The 20786-nt window shown below is 47.7% G+C and carries 17 protein-coding genes; 10 read left to right on the top strand and 7 right to left on the bottom strand.

Translation table 11 applies throughout. From position 1 onward, the window contains the following. Nucleotides 1-6 precede the first annotated feature (6 nt). Entirely contained in the window at nt 7-333 is a 327-nt protein-coding gene (locus V1L52_RS07555; RefSeq protein ID WP_428768428.1) for an STAS domain-containing protein, read from the top strand. Further along, nucleotides 333-1244, top strand: a complete 912-nt coding sequence (locus V1L52_RS07550) for a M15 family metallopeptidase (protein WP_428768426.1) — start codon at nt 333-335, stop codon at nt 1242-1244. The genes V1L52_RS07555 and V1L52_RS07550 overlap by 1 nt, the downstream gene beginning before the upstream one ends. Nucleotides 1245-1256: 12 nt before the next feature. Here the strand turns inward: V1L52_RS07550 and V1L52_RS07545 are convergent, their stop codons facing one another. Together V1L52_RS07545 and leuS are read right to left on the bottom strand one after the other, a co-directional pair. Next, entirely contained in the window at nt 1257-1577 is a 321-nt protein-coding gene (locus tag V1L52_RS07545) for a beta-eliminating lyase-related protein (RefSeq protein ID WP_428768425.1), read from the bottom strand. Nucleotides 1578-1622: 45 nt separating this feature from the next. Continuing rightward, complete coding sequence (gene leuS / locus V1L52_RS07540) at nt 1623-4322, bottom strand: leucine--tRNA ligase (protein ID WP_428768423.1); 2700 nt, start codon at nt 4320-4322, stop codon at nt 1623-1625. A 171-nt stretch (nt 4323-4493) separates the two neighbouring features. On the opposite strand from leuS, the gene V1L52_RS07535 reads away from it, so the two are divergent. Next, nucleotides 4494-5168, top strand: coding sequence for a hypothetical protein (locus tag V1L52_RS07535; protein ID WP_428768421.1), 675 nt, complete (start codon nt 4494-4496; stop codon nt 5166-5168). 38 nt (nt 5169-5206) lie between these two features. Here V1L52_RS07535 and V1L52_RS07530 read toward each other — a convergent pair whose 3' ends face one another. From V1L52_RS07530 to V1L52_RS07520, 3 genes are read right to left on the bottom strand one after another with little or no spacing between them, the layout of a single operon-like run. Continuing rightward, nucleotides 5207-6613, bottom strand: coding sequence for an OmpA family protein (locus V1L52_RS07530; protein ID WP_428768420.1), 1407 nt, complete (start codon nt 6611-6613; stop codon nt 5207-5209). A gap of 56 nt (nt 6614-6669) precedes the next feature. Continuing rightward, the gene (locus V1L52_RS07525; protein ID WP_428768418.1) at nt 6670-7806 is read right to left on the bottom strand and encodes a transglycosylase SLT domain-containing protein; all 1137 of its coding nucleotides are present in this window, start codon (nt 7804-7806) and stop codon (nt 6670-6672) included. Next, nucleotides 7803-8867 carry a tetratricopeptide repeat protein gene (locus V1L52_RS07520; protein WP_428768416.1) on the bottom strand — a complete coding sequence of 355 codons (1065 nt, stop codon included), beginning with the start codon at nt 8865-8867 and terminating at the stop codon, nt 7803-7805. The genes V1L52_RS07525 and V1L52_RS07520 overlap by 4 nt, the downstream gene beginning before the upstream one ends. Before the next feature lie 76 nt (nt 8868-8943). On the opposite strand from V1L52_RS07520, the gene V1L52_RS07515 reads away from it, so the two are divergent. From V1L52_RS07515 to leuB, 7 genes are all read left to right on the top strand, one after another. Beyond that, nucleotides 8944-9519 (top strand): LiaI-LiaF-like domain-containing protein, encoded by a 576-nt coding sequence (locus V1L52_RS07515; protein WP_428768414.1) that lies wholly within the window; start codon nt 8944-8946, stop codon nt 9517-9519. 5 nt (nt 9520-9524) lie between these two features. Continuing rightward, the gene (locus V1L52_RS07510; RefSeq protein WP_428768412.1) at nt 9525-11255 is read left to right on the top strand and encodes a tetratricopeptide repeat protein; all 1731 of its coding nucleotides are present in this window, start codon (nt 9525-9527) and stop codon (nt 11253-11255) included. A 480-nt stretch (nt 11256-11735) separates the two neighbouring features. Then, a complete protein-coding gene (thrA, locus tag V1L52_RS07505; RefSeq protein ID WP_428768410.1) occupies nt 11736-14207 on the top strand; it encodes a bifunctional aspartate kinase/homoserine dehydrogenase I in 2472 nt (823 codons plus the stop codon). 32 nt (nt 14208-14239) lie between these two features. Beyond that, nucleotides 14240-16282, top strand: coding sequence for a 3-deoxy-7-phosphoheptulonate synthase (aroF, locus tag V1L52_RS07500; RefSeq protein ID WP_428768408.1), 2043 nt, complete (start codon nt 14240-14242; stop codon nt 16280-16282). A 41-nt stretch (nt 16283-16323) separates the two neighbouring features. Continuing rightward, entirely contained in the window at nt 16324-16827 is a 504-nt protein-coding gene (gene ilvN, locus V1L52_RS07495) for an acetolactate synthase small subunit (protein ID WP_428768406.1), read from the top strand. Then, on the top strand, nt 16824-18443 hold the full coding sequence (cimA, locus tag V1L52_RS07490) for a citramalate synthase (protein ID WP_428768404.1): 1620 nt from the start codon (nt 16824-16826) through the stop codon (nt 18441-18443). Before ilvN ends, cimA begins: the two co-directional genes overlap by 4 nt. A 24-nt stretch (nt 18444-18467) precedes the next feature. Beyond that, complete coding sequence (gene leuB / locus V1L52_RS07485; RefSeq protein ID WP_428768402.1) at nt 18468-19556, top strand: 3-isopropylmalate dehydrogenase; 1089 nt, start codon at nt 18468-18470, stop codon at nt 19554-19556. A 29-nt stretch (nt 19557-19585) separates the two neighbouring features. On the opposite strand, the gene V1L52_RS07480 is transcribed toward leuB, so the two are convergent. Both V1L52_RS07480 and V1L52_RS07475 read right to left on the bottom strand, forming a co-directional pair. Continuing rightward, nucleotides 19586-20059 carry a hypothetical protein gene (locus V1L52_RS07480; RefSeq protein WP_428768401.1) on the bottom strand — a complete coding sequence of 158 codons (474 nt, stop codon included), beginning with the start codon at nt 20057-20059 and terminating at the stop codon, nt 19586-19588. A 3-nt stretch (nt 20060-20062) separates the two neighbouring features. Further along, nucleotides 20063-20731: a YoaK family protein gene (locus V1L52_RS07475; protein ID WP_428768399.1), complete on the bottom strand. Its 669-nt coding sequence runs from the start codon at nt 20729-20731 to the stop codon at nt 20063-20065. Nucleotides 20732-20786 lie beyond the last annotated feature (55 nt).

The following is a 20786-nucleotide window of genomic DNA, read 5'->3' as shown; positions in this document are numbered from 1 at the left end:
GAATGTATGGAACAATTGATTATTCAGGAAAAAAGAGCTCCGAACTATATATTACTTGAATTGACCGGGCCTATAACCTCCTATACCTTTTCGGAATTCGAAAAAAAAGCTTACGATGTTATTCAGCAGTCACATCTGGTTTTGGATATGTCAAAGGTCAGTGCCCTCGATTCATCCGGTTTAAGCGTATTGATGGGCTGCTTTAACGACGGTAAAGAAAAGGATTTTACGCTCTTTTTAATGCGCCCTTCCGCCATCGTCATGGAGGCCCTTGCTTCGACCGGCTTTGAATCTATGTTCCGCCGCATTTATTCGGTAACGGAGATTGCCTGATGTTCTTTGCTTTTTTTAAAAAAATTCCTATCTATGCCCTTTTGGGTGCCGGCCTTCTTATGCTTTCCTGTTCGCCTTCAAAAGCCGAAGTGAAAAATCAAGACGGAAGTTTTGGCGGGGCGGCTCCCCTTTTCGCAGCCCCGGCTTCGCCCCGGGACAAAGCATCGGGTCCTTCTTTAAGTCCGAATGAAAAAAAACTTGCGACACTGCTTGAAGGCAATGCTCTGCCGTTTTCCGATGCGAAAGGAGAAGCAGAGAGTCTTGCACAAAACATCCTTGAAAATAAAAAAGCGTTTTTAGCCGATTTGGAAGAAGTGCTTGCTTCCGACACGGAAGACTTGTTAATCCGCGTCGATAAAAACGTCTATTTGGATGAAAACTATGTACCCGCCTCCCTCGTTGCCCTTACGCCCGAAACCGCACAGGCCGGCTCTTACGTAATACACCGCGCAGACCTTTCACTTCGCGCTCCGGTTGAAAAAGAGCTTTCACGTATGGCAAAGGCCGCGCGGGAAGAAGGCATAACGCTTGTGGTAAGCTCGACCTACCGTTCCTATGCGTATCAAAAAAAAGTGTACGAGCGCAATGTTGTCCAAATGGGAAAAGAAGCGGCCGACCGCGAATCGGCACGGCCCGGGGCGAGTCAGCACCAATTGGGAACGGTTATCGACTTCGGTTCGATTACCGACGAATATGCGAAAACGCCTGCCGGTAAGTGGCTGTATGAAAATGCGGGAAAATACGGCTGGTCGCTGTCTTTTCCCGACGGTTACGAGTACATTACCGGCTACCGCTGGGAATGCTGGCATTACCGCTATGTCGGCCCCTTAGCCGTGCGCTTTCAGGAAAAATGGTTTAACAACGTTCAGCAGCATATGATTGAATTTATCCATGCGTGGAAAAACGCTTAGGCAAGGAAGTCTTTAACCGCACCGACGATTTTTTCTATATGTTTGCGCTTTATCCAATATAACGGCCGACGCTCCGGCTTCATAACGGACTATGTGGCAGCCGTCGTCCAACACAACTTCGCTCCCGCGCGGACAATGTGTAAACAGTGCCAACTGGTTTGCAAAGGTTCCCGAAGGAACAAACAGCGCCGCTTCTTTTCCGGCAAGGGAAGCGCCGTACTGCTCCAATTCTTTTACCGTCGGGTCTTCACCGTATACGCCGTCGCCGACACGGGCTTCGCTTACGGCTTTACGCATGGCGCTCGTCGGCCATGTTACCGTATCGCTTCTCACATCTATATAAGCATTTCATAAGATGTATGCATGCTTTTTCCTCAATCAGCGGACAACGATATTTACCAGTTTATTCGGTACCGTAATTACTTTTACAATTTCTTTGCCGTCCGTAAAGCGTTTGGCGCCTTCGGTTTGCAGGGCCAGTTTTTCCAAAGTTTCTTTCCCTTCGTTTAAGGCGGCTTCGAATTTATCGCGGATTTTGCCGTTTACCTGTACGACAATCGTACAATTGTCGTCTTTGCATAATTGTTCGTCCCAAGAAGGCCAGACGGCGCGGGAAACGGTTTCGGTTTTGCCGAGTTTTTGCCATAACTCTTCGCCCAAGTGGGGCGCATACACGGAAAGCATAATCACAAAGTTTTCCCATACTTCTTTCGCCAATTTTTCCGCCTTTGACGTTTCGTTGATAAAAATCATCATTTGGCTTATCGCCGTGTTGAAATTAAGGCTTGCCGTATCGGTGCTTACCTTTTTGATTGTTTTGTGCAAAAGCTTGGTCAATTCGCCCGACGCTTTTTCATCGCTTAAGGGTTTTTCACTTACCGTCCATACCTTTTCCAAAAAGCGGTGTATGCCGACCAAGCCCTGGGTACTCCACGGCTTCGACACTTCAAGCGGACCCATAAACATTTCGTACATGCGCACCGAATCGGCCCCGTATTCGCGTATTACGTCGTCCGGATTGATAACGTTTTTAAGCGACTTGGACATTTTGGCGATAACGCGCTCAAGCACTTCGCCCGTGGCAATTTCTTCAAATACGCCCGGCTTACCCTGAACTTCGCGTACTTCGTCCGTCGGAACGAGGGTTTTGTTTTTGCGCTGGAATGCAAAAGATGTTATCATACCCTGATTGACGAGGCGCTGAAAGGGTTCTTTTGTGTTAACCAAATTCAAATCGTAGAGTACCTTGTGCCAAAAGCGCGCGTACAGCAAGTGGAGTACCGCGTGTTCCGCACCTCCTACATAGAGGTCTACGGGCATCCAATACTCGATTTTTTCTTTTGAAGCAAACTCTTTATCGTTATGCGGATCCAAATAGCGTAAATAGTACCAGCAGGAACCTGCCCATTGGGGCATGGTGTTCGTTTCGCGCTTAGCTTTTCCGCCGCATTTGGGACAGGTACAGTGTACCCAGCTTTCCACATGGGCGAGGGGGCTTTCTCCCGTTCCCGTCGGCTGGTACGACTGCACTTCAGGCGGCATAAGGGGTAAATCCTTTTCGTCTAAAGGAACGCAGCCGCACTTTTCGCAGTGTACGAGGGGAATAGGCTCTCCCCAGTACCGCTGGCGGCTGAATATCCAGTCGCGCAGTTTATAGTTGACGGCTTTTTTACCGATTCCCTTGTTGCTCAAGTCTTCGGTCATCGCCTTTTTGCTTTTTTCGGTACTTAAGCCGATACACAAGCCGCTGTTTATACTGTAGCCGTCGGCTGCCGTGCAGTTTTCGGCCTTTGTAAAAATGTCGGGAAAGCGGCGCACGAGTTCATCATAGGCTGAAGAATCGCCGGCTAAGGCTTTTTGTCCGGCTTCGCGTAAAAGCGCCGCGCCTTTTGCTTCGTCCCCGCCTCCTAAAGCTGCAATTTCTTCTTTTGAGGCAACCGTTTTAATAACGGGTAAATCGAAGGCTTTTGCAAAATCCCAGTCGCGCTCGTCGTGGGCGGGAACGGCCATAACGGCTCCGGTTCCGTAGGAAATCAAAATATAGTCGGAAATCCATACGGGGATTTTCGCTCCGTTTACGGGATTTACGGCATAGGAGCCGGTAAAAACGCCGGTTTTGGTTTTTGCCAAGTCCGTGCGCTCCAAATCGCTTTTTTTTGCGGCCTGCTCAACGTAAGCGTCGACGGCTTTTTTTTGTTCGGCGGTTGTAAGACGGTTCACCAGCTTGTGCTCGGGCGCTATAACCATGTAAGTGGCTCCGAAGAGGGTATCCGGCCGGGTCGTATACACGGTAATCCCTTCTTCGCTTGCGGCTGCCCCGTCAGCGGTGCCTTGAGCGGCGGCGCCTTTGCCGTCCGTATCGGCGATTTTAAAGGTAACTTCGGCGCCCTCGCTTTTTCCTATCCAGTTTTTTTGCATAGCCTTAACCGATTCCGGCCAATCCAGTTCGTCCAAATCCTGCAAAAGCCGCTCGGCATAGGCGGTAATTTTAAGAATCCATTGGCGGATTGTTTTGCGCGTAACGGGGGTACCGCAGCGCTCGCATTTTCCGTCCTTTACTTCTTCGTTGGCAAGACCGGTTAAACAGGCCGGGCACCAGTTTATCGGCGCTTCGGCTTCGTATGCAAGGCCCTGTTTGTACAGCTGTAAAAATATCCACTGCGTCCATTTATAGTAGTCGGGCGTGCAGGTGGTAATACAACGCTCCCAATCGTAGCAAAAGCCGAAGGACTTTATTTGCCGCGTAAAATGCTCGATATTGGCGTTTGTTGTAATGCTCGGGTGAGTACCCGTTTTTATCGCATAGTTTTCGGCAGGAAGCCCGAAAGCGTCGAAGCCCATCGGGTGAAGCACATTGTAACCGTTCATGCGCAAATAGCGGCAGTAAATATCGGTTGCCGTATAGCCTTCCGGGTGCCCCACATGCAGCCCTTGAGCCGACGGGTAGGGGAACATGTCGAGGACGTAGACCCTTTTATCTGCGGGAAAAGAGGGGTCTTCGGTTACGCGGAATGTTTTATGTTCTTCCCAATAGCGCTGCCACTTGGGTTCAATCGTTTCAAAAGGATAGTTTGCCATATTAACCTCGGGGCTTTTAATTTAAGGATTAAGGATGTCCAAAAAGCCGGTTACTTTTTAAACAACTCAATATGGGCATAATTATAGCGCAATAACACAATGTGGGCAAGGCGTTGTCTTGTGCGATATTTTTATTTGTGTTATACTTTTTACCGTAACGGAGGTAAATCTATGCGTATTAAAACAGCCGCCGCTTTTATTGCGGCCTTACTTGTACTTTTTGCAGGATGTAAAACAAACAAAAACGCCGAACCTGAAGCTAAAGAACTGCAGGGAACGGTAAAATCGGAAGTGCTTGAACACAAGGGTTCTTCTCTCGGGATAAACGAACTTCCCGTGTGGGTGCAAACCTATATTCAAACGGGTATTACCGGTTTGGAAAAATTAAACGATTATAAAGATGTGTACTGCTTTGTCGCCGAAACGACCGCTTCAAACCTCGATGCGGGCCAAGCGTGGGTAAACGGGTTTAATATGCCGCAGACGATTGCACGCAACGTATCGACACGCGTGGACGCTCTTTTCAGCGGAGCTTCAAGCGGCGGAACGGACGGAACCTACGGTACCTATTTTGAAAACGTTGTAAAAACCTCGTCAAATATCGAGTATTCGGGCGTGCGAAAAATAAACGACTGGTGGGTATTGGTGCGCCGCTACGATCAAAACGTAAAAAACAAGTACAAGGACGAATACCGTGTCTATGTTTTTTATACGATTGAACGCGATTTGCTTGACCGCCAAGTGCTTGCCGTTATCGATAAAACCGCAGCGGATGCAAAGGTCGACGCCGACCGGCAGGCCGCAATAAACAAAGTAAAAGCCCTTATAAAAGAAAAAGGTTTATAAGTTTTACGTGTAGCGGCTTCTCTTGTGCGGCCGATAGCTCAGTGTAAACGCTGAATATAGGTTGCTTTGGGGATAACCGTAATTTCTACGCGGCGGTTTTTTGCCCGTCCTTCATCGGTGGTATTGTCGCCGACGGGACGGGTTCCGCCGTAACCGCGGTAGCTGAACAGTTTTTCGTTTACGCCGCGTTTTATCATTTCGGCTATAATGGCTTGGGCACGCTGAACCGAAAGGACTTTTTCGCCCTCTTCTTTTCCGACGCTTGCCGTGTGGCCTTCAACCAAAATCGTGTTTTCATTGCCCCGTGTCGCAAGTTTTAAAGATTCGGCAAGTAAATCGAGGCGTTTTGTTTCTTCACTCAGCAATACGGCCGAGTCCGCCTTAAACTTTAAATCCCGTATCGAAATGAGCATACCCTCTATCGAATCGTTTATTTCTACATCGGGAATCTTATTTTCAAAAACGAATTTTTCAAGCTGTCTGTATTCAAAATAGTAGTTCTTATCTTTAAGCGGCGAAGAAACCGCGTGTGCAAGCTTATCTTCATCCAAGAGTATGACGATTTTACCCTGTTTAAGCAGCTCCCGGTTTTCTTCAACCGATAAAATCTTTAAGGCGTCCTTGCGCGATATAACCGGGTCGGTACGGTACATACCGAATACTTCTTTTGCCGCAATGTACAGAGGGTCTTTCCCGATACGGGCCGCATATGCTTCTGCGGAGGGAAAAGAGCCGTAGCTTACCAAACCTTTTTCGCGTACAATCTCCGGTTCCGCCATATTGCGCTCGTACAAAAGCGCCATATTGCCGTCCCAAATTTTCGGAAAAAGACAGGGGCTTGCCTTTTCGGCAATAAATTCACCGTGTACGGGGAGGCTTCCGCGCGCATCGATAATAATGCCGGTATAGGGACGGGATGTGGTTTGTTCTATCGGAATTTTCGGAGTGTAGGGTATTTTATGAAAAACCTGACGTGAAGATATCTTGTGCAGCGTAATATTGTGTTCCATAAAAATCGTTTCGTTTTCTCTTGCGTACACGCCCGGTGTTTTTGTGCCTCTGTCGATAATGTCGGTTAACTCTTCCAACGTAAAGGAATTGAGGCTTATAAGGTCTCCCAGTCTTGTGGAAGAATCTACGGTAACCGTTAAAAGCGGGGATTTTATCAACAGGGGTAATTGATGATGAATGCGTTTAACGGCGGCGCTCCTTCCTGCAGGTAAGACAAAGCCGGCCTTATTAGTGTCAAGGGTTATTTTCGATATAAATCTGTTTGTTTTCCAATCGATAAAGCTTTCGGAAACGATGCTTGCATCTTTTATGTCCGCTTGTACGGGACTTGAATAAACGGAAAAAAAGGCCTTTGTATCCGCCTCTTGGGCAAAAAGCCTGTGCAGGGGACTTAAGCCTGCAATAAAAAAACTTACCTGAATTATACAAAACACAGCACCGTAAAGGTTTTTTTTATATCTTTGCCATATCGTTTGCACCGCGGTTCACCTCATTTAAGTATCGGCACAAACAATACCGTTCCTATACTCAAAATTGAATCGCTTTTACGCTTATTGATTGTACACAGGGTTTCCACGCTTATACCGTATTTTTGCGAAATACCCCAAAGGGTGTCGCCCTGTTTTACCGTATAGGTATGGGTAAAGGCGTTTTTTTCCTGATTTGATACGGCGTTTCGTACCGCTTCTTCACAGTTTACGGGGATTCTGAGCCGATAAAAAGCGGACGGCGGCGTTATCGGATAGCGTAGAGCCGGGTTTAAGAATTTATAAATCTCGTATTCTATACCGGTATCTTCGGCAAGGACTTCAAGGTTTATTTGGCGCGGCAGTATGTATTCGCTGAATGCAATTGCCGCATCCGGATTATAGGGCGGAATTTCCAAGCCGTAGTATTCGGCATTCGTAACAAGGTCGGCAATCGCTAAAAATTTGGGAACATAGTGTTTCGTTTCGCTGCGTAACAGTCCCTTATCCGCAGCATACCAAAAGTCTTTTTTGCCCGCTTTTTGCACAATACGGTTCATACCGCCCAAACCCATATTGTAAGCGGCAAGTGCAAGTTCCCAATTGGAAAAATACTCGTAATTGGTTTTTAATTTTTTTACCGCCGCCTTTGTACTGAGCCATGGGTCTTTTCGCTCGTCAAGCCATTCGTTTTTTTGCAAAAGGCCTGCAATACTGTTTTCCATAAACTGCCATAAGCCCGTTGCCCCCGATTTGGATACGGCGTAAACATTATAGCTTGATTCTATAACGGGTAAAAACTCCAGACATTGGGGAAGGCCGTATTCCGCAAGGGTACGCCGGATATGGGGACGATAGACGGCCGCATTTTGCATAACTCCTGCAAGCCATTTGCGTCCGAAGTCGGACATAAATTCTTTGCGGTATTTGTCGATAAGCTTGTGCTCGCTGTAGGGTATATCGAGAGGAATATAAGCGGCTTTTTTTTCAGACAGCTGCGCTGTCTGCGGCTGCTGCACTGTTTGTATCTGGCGGGTTGTCTGCAGCTGTTGCTTGGGGCTTGTTTCCGCTTTTTCAGGCAGGGGTTCTTTTTCCGCCGATGCAAAGATACTGCATGCGTAAAGGAGCGTAAGCAGCGCAAACACGGATATTCTTTTCACAGTTTTTCCCCGTAATAGATACCCGCCCATTCCCAGCGTCCGTGGATTTCGGGATTAAGAGGAAAGTTTACCTTTCTGAAATAGAGATACCATACCTTTATCCATGATCTCCAGCCGGATGTACGTAAGTACGCTTCATTCGGGTTTGATGCCGCATCCAAATGCGTTGCATAACGGATACGCGAACCGTAACCGAAGTCCCGCATCGAAAAGGTTACCTGCGAGTTCGGGTCCCCCGCATCCTGCTTCCACGACATTGCAAAAAAGTTTACCTTCGAGCGGTATTTGTCCAGTGCTCTGAAATTTTGGGCGGAAATGGCATCTTTTACCTTTTTTTCCAAGGCGGCCAGATTTTCAAAGGTCCAATCTTTCGGAGAATTGTTAAAATCGACCAGTTTGCGCGCCCTTCCGTATGCATCGGGAACGTTCGGAATCTGAATCTTTGACGCATCTTCCTGAGCCAAAAAAAGGGAATAGGACTGCAAGGCTTGATTCCATTCTCCCATTTTTTCGTATTCGAGGGCAAGGCGCATATATAATTCGGTTTTATTGATTTTATCCGGAAAATGCGATATAAGCTGATTAAAATAATCTATGCGGTTTTCCGGACTTGTACTGATTTGCACAAGATTTTGCAGGCATAAAATATGAATCGATTTATCCTGAATGCTTAAATCGTCGTAGTTTTTTATAATCCGCTCAAAATACAATTCCGCAATGGGATCGGCCCCTTTTTTTTGATAAATATATGCGGTTAAAAGCAGCCAATAGGCATTGTATTTATCGTTCGGATATTTTTTTACATAGTCGGTTAAAAAGAGGATAAGTTCGTTTTCTTTATTTTCATTCCGGTAATTTGCGGCAATTTGATTGATAACGGAAAAACGACGCTCGGTATCTTCCGCCGTTTTTTCCAAAAGACGGAATAATTCTTTTTGGGTTTCTTTGAATTCTCCATTGTCTTCTGAGCGTGCGCGTATATGACAGGCAGCCTGCATTATACAGATAAAAAGGGCGGCCAAAAACAGCACAAGAGCTTTTAAAAATACCTTTTTTTTCATGAATCCCGGCATTTTTTTATTCTAACATGCGGGGGGGGTTATTGGCAAGACTGCCTTCTTGATGTATGCTGTGTCTATGAAGTTTAATAAAAACAATACCTTGCTTATAACGGGACTCGCTTTTATCCTGTGCGGAATCCTGCTTTTGGTACATGTTTCCGTAAGGGTTTTATCGGTTGTCTATATTTTCCGCTTTTTATTTTTATCCGTTCCCGGAACCGTAATGCTGTATTTTGCATTAACGGGTACTAAAAGAGCTTTTTTTGTTTTTACCGGTTTGTTTTTATGCTGTACGAGCTTGCTTTTACTGATTACCGATGCGCGCCTTATTCCCTATACCCTGCATCAAATATGGCCGGCTGCGGTTGTCTTATCGGGACTCCTGCTTTTTCCCTCGGGCTATATACGTTTTCGTAAATTGCAGGCTTTTTATATCGTCCCCGGTATTATGCTTACCGGATTGGGGCTTTTGTTTTTGTGCTTTTCTCTTGATATAATCAAACAATCCTTTGCCGAATTCGCTTCGCACTGGTGGCCGCTTATTTTTATTATGTTCGGTTTGGGGCTTATTATTCTGTTTGCATATACGCAAAGCCGTAAAAGTCCCGTTTTATCCGAAGATTCCGATGAGGATGAAGACGAGGATATATAATAAAAATGGCGAAGTTTTTTGCTTCTTTGCTTTTGATTTCGGCCCTTGTGTCCTGTAAATCGCTTCCGAAACAAAACGATGATACAAACCCTGCCGTTGACGCGGTTCCGATTGAAGCAAGGGAACTTCCTGCGGTTAAGACGCAATTTCCTCCCGATATATTTTCGCCTTATTTTAAGGGGATTCCCTCCGATATTCTTTTTCTTATTCAAAACGGCAGCCCCTCTTCCATTGCCGAAGCGGTTTCCCGTTTGCAAAAAACCGGTGCATATTCGGAGCAGAGCGGAGTTTTGCTTGCCCTCTGTGCCTCCGTTTTTAAATACGCATGGCCGAATGAGCGAATCTCATGGAACGTTCCCGGGGATTTACCGGATAATTTATATACGGCAACGCTTCGTTCAATCGATAACGGTATTCCCGCCTTTTCTTCGGTTGACGATGATGTATTTATGCTGACGATTCCCTGCCTTGCCGTATTATCGCCTTCAGCGTCTCACGGCGTCTATGAACAGTCCGCCGGTTTTTTAAAAAAAGCTTTAAAAATGTATCCGCGTTCCGTTTTGGCTCTTTATCTTGCAGGAATAACGGGCCTGCGCACAAAAGATTATCAAAGCGCTCTGGAGTATTTAAAGGCTGCCCTTGAAGCGGAGCCCATAAATCCCTATGCAGGCAGTGCCTATGCGCAAGCCCTGAGCGAAACCGGCAGTATCGAAGAAGCGTATACCCTTTTGCAGAGGTTTTTGGCTTCGGACCCGATGAATCCGGCCCTGTTGAAGTTGAATGCAAAAACCGCTTTGATGTCGGGCCGCTACAAAGAAGCCGAATCCCTTGCCGGCCGTATTTTACAGCGTGAACCCGATAACAGGGAATTTTTACTTTTTCGTGCGCGCGTTCTTTTCGAGCTTAAAGAGTATTTAAGCGCCGCAACCCTTCTTGATTTGTATGCCCGTACCGATAAAACGGCAAAAGAATATTTGCTTTTACGCGCACGGCTCCAAGCCGAATGGAATAAAAATATCAATGCGGCACTCGGTTCCGTTCAGGAAGCTCTCAACGGCTATAGCGATGATACCGACGTTTTATTGCTTGCGGCGGAACTTGCATCCTTATCGGGACAAAGTATCAATTCTCTAACCGCCTTTGATTTTGCCTCGCTCGTCCTGGAAAAAAATCCGAAAAATGTACGCGCCCTTGCCGTCTTTGCAAAAGATGCGGTTAAAAAAAAGGATTGGCAAAGGGCATATGATGCCGTTTCGTCATTGGCGGGATTGCAAAGCCTTTCTCTTGAACACACGCTTTTGTCCGTACAAATCTGCCTTGCCCTTAAAAAAAATCAGGAGGCGCGTTCTTTATTGGAGCAGGTGTACAGTCCCGATACAAGCGACGAACATATTTTGCAGTGGTATATACGGCTTTTGATTTCCGAAGGCAAAAAAAACGAAGCAGCTTCTTTAATCGATTCTTTTCTACCCAAATCATCGGGCAAAATGAAAAGTATTTTATATTATGAGCGAAGCCGTTTGGCACTCAACGACTCTCAGGTTCTTGCCGATTTACGTTCAAGCCTGACTTCAAACCCCCGGAACGAGGAAGCCCTGTACGACTTATATCTGTACTATTACCGCCAAAAAGATTACCGCAAAGCCCAATACTATCTTAAGCAGGTTATCGCTCTGAATCCCGCCGACCCCGAATTCTTAAAACTGAATGCCGACCTGGACACAAAGCTGAAATAGCGGAACCGCCTGTAGGATTTAACCGCAGAGTCCGCCGAGAGCGCAAAGGTTTTTTAGAAATTGACTTGCGCTTCTCCTTATTTTTCTCTGCGTCCCTTGCGTTCTTTGCGGTTTCTGCGCTCCTTGCGGTTGAATGGAATTACCGCAGAGCCCGCGAAGAGCGCAAAGGTTTTTTAGATACCCCCGCTTTCTTCCCCTTTGCGTACTCTGCGCTCCTTGCGGTTGAATGGAATTACCGCAGAATCCGCCGAGAGCGCAAAGGTTTTTAGAAATTGACTTGCGCTTCTCCTTATTTTTCTCTGCGTCCCTTGCGTTCTTTGCGCCCCTTGCGGTTGCCCTTGTCCCTTTGCGGTTTCCCTCTTTTTATTTTTCTTTCCGATTGAAGCAAATCCGCTTTTGTGCTACTATTATCCATTCCATACACAGCTTATCCCGCGCGTCAAAGAGGGCGCAGGACAGGCCGAAACAAACGGAGAATCTATGCTGACACTTAAATTCGGCGGTACTTCGATGGGAAGCGCCAAACGTATACTTAATTCCGCGGATATTATTATAGACCGTGCAGGCAAAGACCGCGTAAGCGTTGTGGTTTCCGCGGTTGCCGGCGTATCCAATATGCTTGCCGACAGTATCAACGACTGTTGTTCCGGAGCGGACGCAAAAACCTATGTTGCTTCGGTAAAAAAAATACATGCGGCCGTATGCAGCGACATCGGAAAATCCTGCGAAAACTTCGATGCCGCCGCTGTATTAAAGTCCCTACAGTGCCTTTTTGACGATTACGAAAAAATGCTGAACGCCGTTTCGGCCTTCGGCGAATGCCCGCTTTCGGTACACTGCCGCATTATGGGATTGGGCGAACTGCTCAGTTCTCCGATTATGGAAGCCGTTTTAAAAGCAAAAAAACAAAAGGTAACCTTACTCGATTCGCGCAAACTGATTTTTACAACCGGCTTACAGCAAGAAGGAGATCCCGACTATAAAAAAACGATGGAAGCCTTTGCTCCCTATTTGGACGGAGAAGAAGCCGCCCATGCGCGCATTTTGCTGTTTCCCGGTTTTGTCTGTACCTGGGAAAACGGTCAAACGGGTCTTTTGGGAAGAAACGGCTCGGACTTTTCGGCGGCCATCGTAGCGGTCGGCTTGAGGGCTTCGAGGGTTGAGTTTTGGACCGATGTTGACGGCATTTTTACCGCCGACCCGCGCATTGTAAGCGATGCGATTTTGGTTGACGATATGAGCTACGAAGAAGCGATGGAGCTTTCTTTTTTCGGCTCAAAGGTTTTATACCCTAAAACCCTTGCCCCCCTTTCCGCCCGCGGTATAGAAGCGTGGAGCTTAAACAGCCACAATCCCTCATCACGCGGAACAAGAATCGGCGTGGGTCCCTTTCCGTCAAGCGGCGCGGTGCGCGGCATTACCTGCCTAAAAAATACGGCAATGATAAGCGTTTCGGGTTCCGGCTTAAAAGACAAACACGGTATCGCCGCCCGTATTTTTGCCGCCGTTGCGCGCTCCGGTATTTCAATGCTTTTAATTACCCAGTCAAGCTCCGAATATACCATCAGCTTTTGCGTCAAACAAATCTATGCGTCCAAAGTGGTCAATGCTTTGAACGGCGAGTTTGAATACGAAATCCGCACGGGCGATGTAAACACGGTTGAAATTACCGACAACTGCGCCATCGTTTCTATTGTCGGCGACGGTATGAAAGAAAAGCGCGGCGTTGCCGGTACCTTTTTTAACGCCCTTGCATCCCACGATATAAATATTTTGGCGATTGCCCAGGGCTCTTCCGAGCGTTCGATCAGTACGGTTATAAACGGAAGCGACGGAGATACGGCAGTCCGCGTTGCCCACCGCTTTTTCTTTAACACGGCGCAAACGGTTGAAGTGTTTTTGTTCGGCACGGGAACCATCGGCGGCTGTCTGCTCGAACAAATCAAAGCACGCCAAAAAAGCCTTGCAGAACAGCATATCGACATACGGGTTATGGGAATCGCCTCGGCCGACGGAATGATTTTGGGCGAAAAGGGTATAGACCTGCATTCATGGAAGCGCGTGTTTGCAAAAAATGCACAGCCGACTTCGGTTGACGAAATGTTGAGCTTTGCCTCCCGCATAAAGCCGCTTAATCCCGTTTTTGTCGATTGTACGGCATCCGCAGACCTTCCGCTTCGGTATACCGATATTTTTAAAGCGGGCATGCATATCGCAACACCGAATAAGCGCGCCAATTCGATGGATATGGCCTTTTATAAAAATTTGCGCAGCGTTGCAAACCTTATGCACCGCCGCTTTTTATACGAAACCAACGTGGGAGCGGGCCTTCCCGTTATGGATACCCTGCAAAACCTCATTAAAAGCGGCGACAAACTCGTGCGCTTTTCCGGCATTATGTCGGGTTCTCTTTCCTATATTTTCGGGCGGCTGGACGAAGGAGTGCCCTTCAGCAAGGCCGTACTCGAAGCAAAAAAGAAAGGCTTTACCGAACCCGACCCCCGCGACGATTTGGCCGGAGCCGATGCCGCGCGCAAAGTGCTTATTATCGCCCGTGAAGCGGGAATCGCCTGTGAATTGAGCGATATTAAAACCGACCGCATTTTTCCCGCCGATTTTGACGAAAGCGGTACCGTAGAAGAGTTTTTGCAAAAATTGCCGGAGTTGGACGCTTTTTTTGCGGAAAAACGTGCAGCGCTTAAAAAAGAGGGCAAGGTACTGCGTATGGGCGGTTCAATCGAAAACGGCGAGTGCAGGGTGGGATTGGTCGAAGCCGACAGTACAAACCCCCTCTATAACATACGCGACGGGGAAAACGCCTTTGTATTTTTAACCGAACGCTATACCCCCATTCCCTTAACCGTCCACGGTTACGGAGCGGGGGCGGAAGTTACCGCTGCGGGCGTGTTCGGCGATATTTTGCGCACGGTGTCGTGGAATCCCGAAGTGTAAAAGCTTTAACTACGGAAAAATGAGGTTCAGCCATGGTTATCGTTCTTAAAAAAGAAATTGACGAGCGCCGAAAAGACGAGGTGCGTTCTTTTCTTGAAGCAAAGGGCTTCCGCGTAAACGAAATACGGGGTGAAGAAGATACGATTTTCGGAGCGGTCGGAAAGCTTTCGATAGACCCGCGCGAAGTAGAGATTTTAAGCGGCGTTGAGCGCGTTATTCCCATCTCCAAGCCCTATAAGATGGCAAGCCGCGAATTCAAAAAAGACAATACCCTTGTCGAAGTTACAAATAACCGCGGTCAAACCATACGCATCGGCGGCAGCCGTTTTATCAGTATCGCCGGCCCCTGCGCCGTCGAACATAAAGAACAGATGTTCGACGTTGCGCGCCGTGTCGCCGCGGCCGGGGCTGTTATGCTCAGAGGAGGGGCTTTTAAACCGCGCACCAGTCCCTATGCCTTTCAAGGCTTGGGAGCCGAAGGAATAAAAATCCTCAAAGAAGCGGGAAATGCGTTCGGTCTTCCGATAGTTACGGAAATAGTGTCGGCCGACCATATTCCCGATATGATTGATTATGTCGATGTGTATCAAATCGGCGCGCGCAATATGCAAAACTTCGAACTGCTTAAAAAGGTCGGCGCTTTGGGAAAACCCGTTATCCTTAAACGCGGTTTGTCGGCAACAATTGAAGAATGGCTTATGGCGGCCGAATACCTGCTTTCATCGGGAACCGACGACGTTATCCTGTGCGAGCGCGGTATCCGCACCTATGAAAAGGCAACCCGCAATACCTTGGATTTATCGGCAATCCCCGTTTTAAAATCGCTTACCCATTTACCGGTTATAGTAGACCCCAGCCATGCAGTCGGTATCCGCGACAAGGTGCCGCCCATGGCTCTTGCCGCCGCCGCAGCCGGAGCCGACGGTATTATCGTTGAAGTTCACTGTACGCCCGACACCGCCCTTTCTGACGGTGCTCAGTCTTTGTATCCGGAACAGTTCGAAAAACTTATGCGCGATATAGATGTGCTTGCGCCCCTTACGGGAAAAGAAACCGTGCGCATACGGCCGGCCGCCGCTGATACGGATGCGGGCAAAAACGCAAACCGGCAGGAAAACAAAGCTTTCGATTCTCTTTGCTGTGCCTTTGCAGGTTCGCGCGGCGCTTACGCCGAACAGGCCGCCCGCCTGTATTTTGACGGGGCGCTCGAAACCCTGCCTTGTTCCAATTTTAGGGACGTGTTCCGTACCGTAAGCGAAGGCCGCGCGTCTTGTGCAATTATTCCGATAGAAAACAGCCTTGCCGGCTCCGTCTACGAAAATTACGATAACCTTATCCGCTTTTCCGATATTTCGATTGCCGGAAGCATAAAAATGCGTATAGAACATGCGCTTATTGCATGCGAAGGCGCTTCGCTCGATACGGTAAAAACCGTCTACTCTCATCCGCAAGCCCTCGCTCAATGTTCCGACTTTTTAGCCTTACATCCCGAATGGGAACAGGTTGAATGCCCGTCCACCTCTTATGCCGCCTCTTCGGTTGCCAAAAAAAACGATATACATTGCGCCGCAATCGCTTCACAGCATGCAGCCCTGTGTTTTAAAGGCGGCGTAAAGCCGGAAGTGCTTAAAACGGGCATCGAAAACAATCCGCGCAATTATACGCGCTTTTTAATTATCGCTTTAAATGAACGGCCCGAACAACCGTCCGCACAGCCGCTTGCCGGTTGTACATTCGTTCGCCGCCTCGCCGAACAAAATAGGGGCGCTTTAACGGCAAGTTTCGCCTTTGTTGCAAAAAACGAAAGCGGCGCACTCAGGCGCTGTTTAAGCGTGTTTGAAGAGCTTCACGTAAACCTTACACGCTTGGAATCGCGCCCCGTGCAGGGACAACCCTGGCGCTATATGTTTTATACCGATGCGGAACTGCCGGACAGCTTCTCCGCATCGGACGGTACCGGCGTTTCGGCTTCGGCGGAAGACGCGGCGTACCTTCTTGTTGGACAAGCGGTAGAGGGCTTAAAAGCCGCCTGCGACGAAGTACATCTTTTAGGTATATATACGGAAGTAAACTGAACTTCCTTTTTATGCGGCACCCTTAATCTAAGGAGAAAATTATGGATTCCAATTTTGAAAAACGTTTTGTATTATCGGTTTTGGTTGAAAATCATGCAGGCGTTTTAAGCCGTGTTGCCGGCTTATTCAGCAGGCGAGGTTATAACATCGACAGCCTTACCGTCGGAGAAACGCACACACCCGGCCAATCGCGTATGACCATTGTTGTCCGCGGCGACGAATATATTTTGGAGCAAATCGAAAAACAGCTTGCCAAACTTTTGGAAGTTATTGCAATCCGCCACTGTACTCCTTCTCAAACCGTTATGCGGGAAATGGCCTTAATTAAAGTCGCCGCCCCTGCGGATAAACGCGCAGGCGTTATAGAAACCGCAAACATTTTCAGGGCGCATATTGTAGACGTCGCCGTCGATTCGGTAGTTATAGAAGCTACGGGAAGCGAAGAAAAAATAGAAAGCTTAATTACCCTGCTCGATTCCTTCGGTATTATGGAGTTGGTGCGTACCGGCCTTACGGCGATGAGCAGGGGGGAGAACGTATTATGAGCAATTATGTGGAAATCCTCGATTCGACACTGCGCGACGGCGCACAGGGCGAAGGTATCAGCTTTTCCGTACAGGATAAACTGCATATTGTGTCGGCCCTCGATGAATTGGGAGTTGCCTATATCGAAGCGGGAAACCCCGGTTCAAACCCTAAAGATTTGGAGTTTTTTGCGCAGGTAAAAAAAATCAAACTGAACAATTCTCAAGTATGCGCGTTCGGGGCGACTCGGCGCAAAGACATAAGCTGTGCCGAAGATATGAATCTGCAAAGCCTCTTGTCGGCAGGAACCGAAACCGTCGTCATTTTCGGGAAAACATGGGATTTTCAGGTAACCGATATATTAAAAGCATCGCTTGAAGAAAATCTTTCGATGATAGAAGAAACCTGCGCATATTTACGCGAAGCCGGCCGTACCGTTATCTACGATGCCGAGCATTTTTTTGACGGCTATACGGCAAATCCTTCTTATGCCATAAAAACCCTTCATGCGGCGGTTAAAGGCGGCGCTTCGGTATTGGTACTCTGCGATACCAAGGGCGCTTCCATGCTTGCCGGGCTTGAGCAGGGAGTAAAAAGCGTATATGAAGAATTTAAAAACACAAAAACCGCCGAAGGGGTGCCGGTTAAAATCGGTATTCACACCCATAACGATTGCGGCCTTGCCGCCGCCAATTCCCTTTTAGCCGTGGCCTCGGGCGCCTGCCATGTACAGGGAACCCTGCTCGGCTTCGGAGAGCGCACGGGCAATGCCGACCTTGCTTCGATTATCGCAAATCTTGAACTTAAAATGGATAAAAAATGCCTTCCCGAAGGCAATTTGAAAAACCTGACTCCTCTGTGCCGCAAGGTTGCCGAAATAGCCAATATATCGCTGCCCTCATCGGCTCCCTATATCGGCTCAAGCGCCTTTGCCCATAAGGCCGGTATGCATATAGACGCGGTTACAAAAAATCCCTTTGCGTATGAGCATACAAACCCCGAAAATGTCGGAAACGAGCGCGTGTTTTTAATGAGCGAAGTTGCCGGCCGCGCAATGATACTGGAAAAAATACGCAAGTTTGAACCGTCTATACAAAAAGACAGCCCCATTGTTACCGAAATTACGCGGCGCGTTAAAGAGCTTGAACATGAGGGCTACCAGTTTGAAGGTGCCGACGGCAGTTTTGAACTTTTGGTGCGCAAAATCATCGGAAAATACAAGCCCTTTTTTAAGCTGCACTATTATAAAACACTCGGCGAATTACCCAAAATAGACGATACGATGTGCGCTTACGCCCAGCTTAAAATCGAAGTTGAAAACCAGCTTGAAATAACGGCGGGCGAGGGCGACGGTCCCGTTCATGCCCTCGATACGGCACTGCGTAAAGCTTTGGAGCGCTTTTATCCTGAAGTTATGTCCATACGCTTGATTGACTATAAGGTGCGTGTGTTGGATTCGAAAAGCGCAACCGCCGCAAAGGTGCGCGTTTTAATCGAAAGCTCCGACAGTACCGATTCGTGGATAACCGTCGGCGTTTCGTCGGACATTATGGAAGCTTCCTGGCTTGCCCTGGTCGATTCGTTTGAATATAAGTTTATCCGCGATATGGAAAAACGCTTTAAACCCTTTTTATAATTTTACATTCTGTGAGGATAGAAAATGAATAAAAAAATTACGCTTATTCCCGGCGACGGAATCGGTCCCGATATTATAGAGCAGGCGGTTTCGGTATTGGACGCGCTTGCTCAAAAATACAATCACCGCTTTGAATACACAAGCGTTTTGGCCGGCGGGGCGGCTATAGACGCACAGGGCGTACCCCTTCCCCAAGCTTCGCTTGACGCCTGTCTTGCATCGGATGCGGTGCTGTTGGGCGCGGTCGGCGGGCCCAAATGGGATAACATTCCCGGCATACGCCCCGAACAGGCCTTACTCGGCTTACGAAGCGGCATGAAGGTGTTTGCCAATTTGCGCCCCGCCCTTATTTTTAAGCAGCTCAAAAACGCCTGCCCCTTAAAAGATGAAATTACCGAAGGCGGTTTGGATATCCTTATCGTGCGCGAATTAACCGGCGGTATTTATTTCGGCGAGCGCGGCCGAAGCGGAAACGAAGCATGGGATACGGAAAAATACAGCGCTGCGGAAATAGAGCGCATTGTCCGGCTCGGCTTTAAAGCAGCCGAAAAACGGCAAAAAAGGTTGTGCCTCGTGGATAAGGCGAATATTTTGGAATCGAGCCGCTTGTGGCGTGAAGTTGCCGAGCGCATAAAGACCGATTATCCTTCGGTTGAGCTTTCGTATTTATACGTCGACAATGCGGCTATGCAGCTTGTCCGTAATCCGCGCCAATTCGACGTTATCGTTACAAGCAATATGTTCGGCGATATTTTATCCGACGAAGCAAGCCAGATAACAGGCTCAATCGGTATGCTCGCCTCCGCCTCCCTGGGTGACGGTACGGGGCCGGGCTTATACGAGCCGATTCACGGTTCCGCCCCCGATATAGCCGGAAAAGACCTTGCCAACCCCTTGGCGACGATTTTATCCTGCGCCCTTATGATGAGATACAGTTTTAACGCCGAAACCGAAGCTTGCGCAATAGAACGGGCCGTAGAACGCGTCTTGGACGACGGCTGGCGTACCGCCGATATAGCGGGAAGCGATGCCGCTTCTCTAAAAGCTGCCGGCAAACTCGTCGGTACAAAGGCTATGGGAAAGCGTGTTGTTGAAGCTTTGAAAAATATCTAAGATGAGGCAGTGAGCAGACAGCTTATTGTTTACTGCCTTATCAACAGTTTTTCCAGTGCGGCACAAAGGATGATCAGCCAAAAACCTGCACGGGCGACGGCATCGTAGGATTTAAGGGCGCAGGCGGAAAACAAAATATTCGGTTTTTGTACAGAAAAAACAAGACGGACGCATTTTCTATCCTCTGCGTCTTTTACGCTGCGTATTCGGGTAAAATATTTCGGCATAAAGATACGGACTGCGCCGATAAGCAGCGTCTGAAATCCTGTGTATACTGCCGCCGCCCTAAGAGAGTAAAAGGCAATAACAATACCGATAACCGAAATAAGAATGCAGATTATATAGTTGTCTTTTAAATTGAATTGTTTATTCCGCACATCGATTTTGCGCGGAAAAGGTTTTGCACATTTAAAATAAATAAGCGCACTGAGCGCGGTTATAAAATGTGATTCAAGTAAAAAGAAAAAATAGATTCCTGCCGCCAAAGCTGAAATATTCTGCATCTTTTAGGCCCTGATTTTATGCCTTAATTTTCTCAGTGTAAAATAACACAGACCGCAGATAAAATATATGAAGGCCGCTGCAAAGAAAAAGGACCTGCCGATACGGATCGAGCAAAAGGCTCCGAACATAAAACACAGAATACTTACAAGATAAAACAAACTCCGTTTTAATTCACTTGCGTGCTTTGTTTTATCCGCCTTTGTGCGAAAATAAGCGCCCAAACAAAAGCCGGCTTCGGTAAGGTAACCGGTAAAATGCGCGGTTCTGATTAAGACTCCCTTGTAAAAGATAAACATTCCGTTTTGTATTCCTAAAATCAGGCATATAAAAACGGAATGTATAAGTATAGGGGCTTCGATAAAACCGAGGCAGGCAAAGACAACGGAAAAACTCATAAGAAGAACGCCGTAGCGTTTTGCAAGCTTAAAGTCCTTGTCGTAAAAAAGTACGCCTGAAATAAAAGAGCCTGCAAAAAAGGAAAGGGGGAGTAAGAGAATCTTCGCCGCGGATAAAAAGTCAAAGTGAGAAATTGCCGCCGCCGCCTTCGTAAGATTTCCCGTATGATGACTGAAGGCGCTTGCATATAAAGAAAAAGCCGCACCGTTTAAAAGACCTGAAAGAAAGGTGAGTACCGCTATCCATACTGAAATTAAGGTATTTTTCATTTTCATACCGTGATACTAATATGATATTACGATAAAGGCAAGGGACTGCATTGTATCCGGA

This window comes from Treponema sp. HNW, from assembly GCF_050320395.1.
Lineage (GTDB): Bacteria > Spirochaetota > Spirochaetia > Treponematales > Treponemataceae > Treponema_C.
This window is presented reverse-complemented; position numbering and strand designations above follow the sequence as displayed.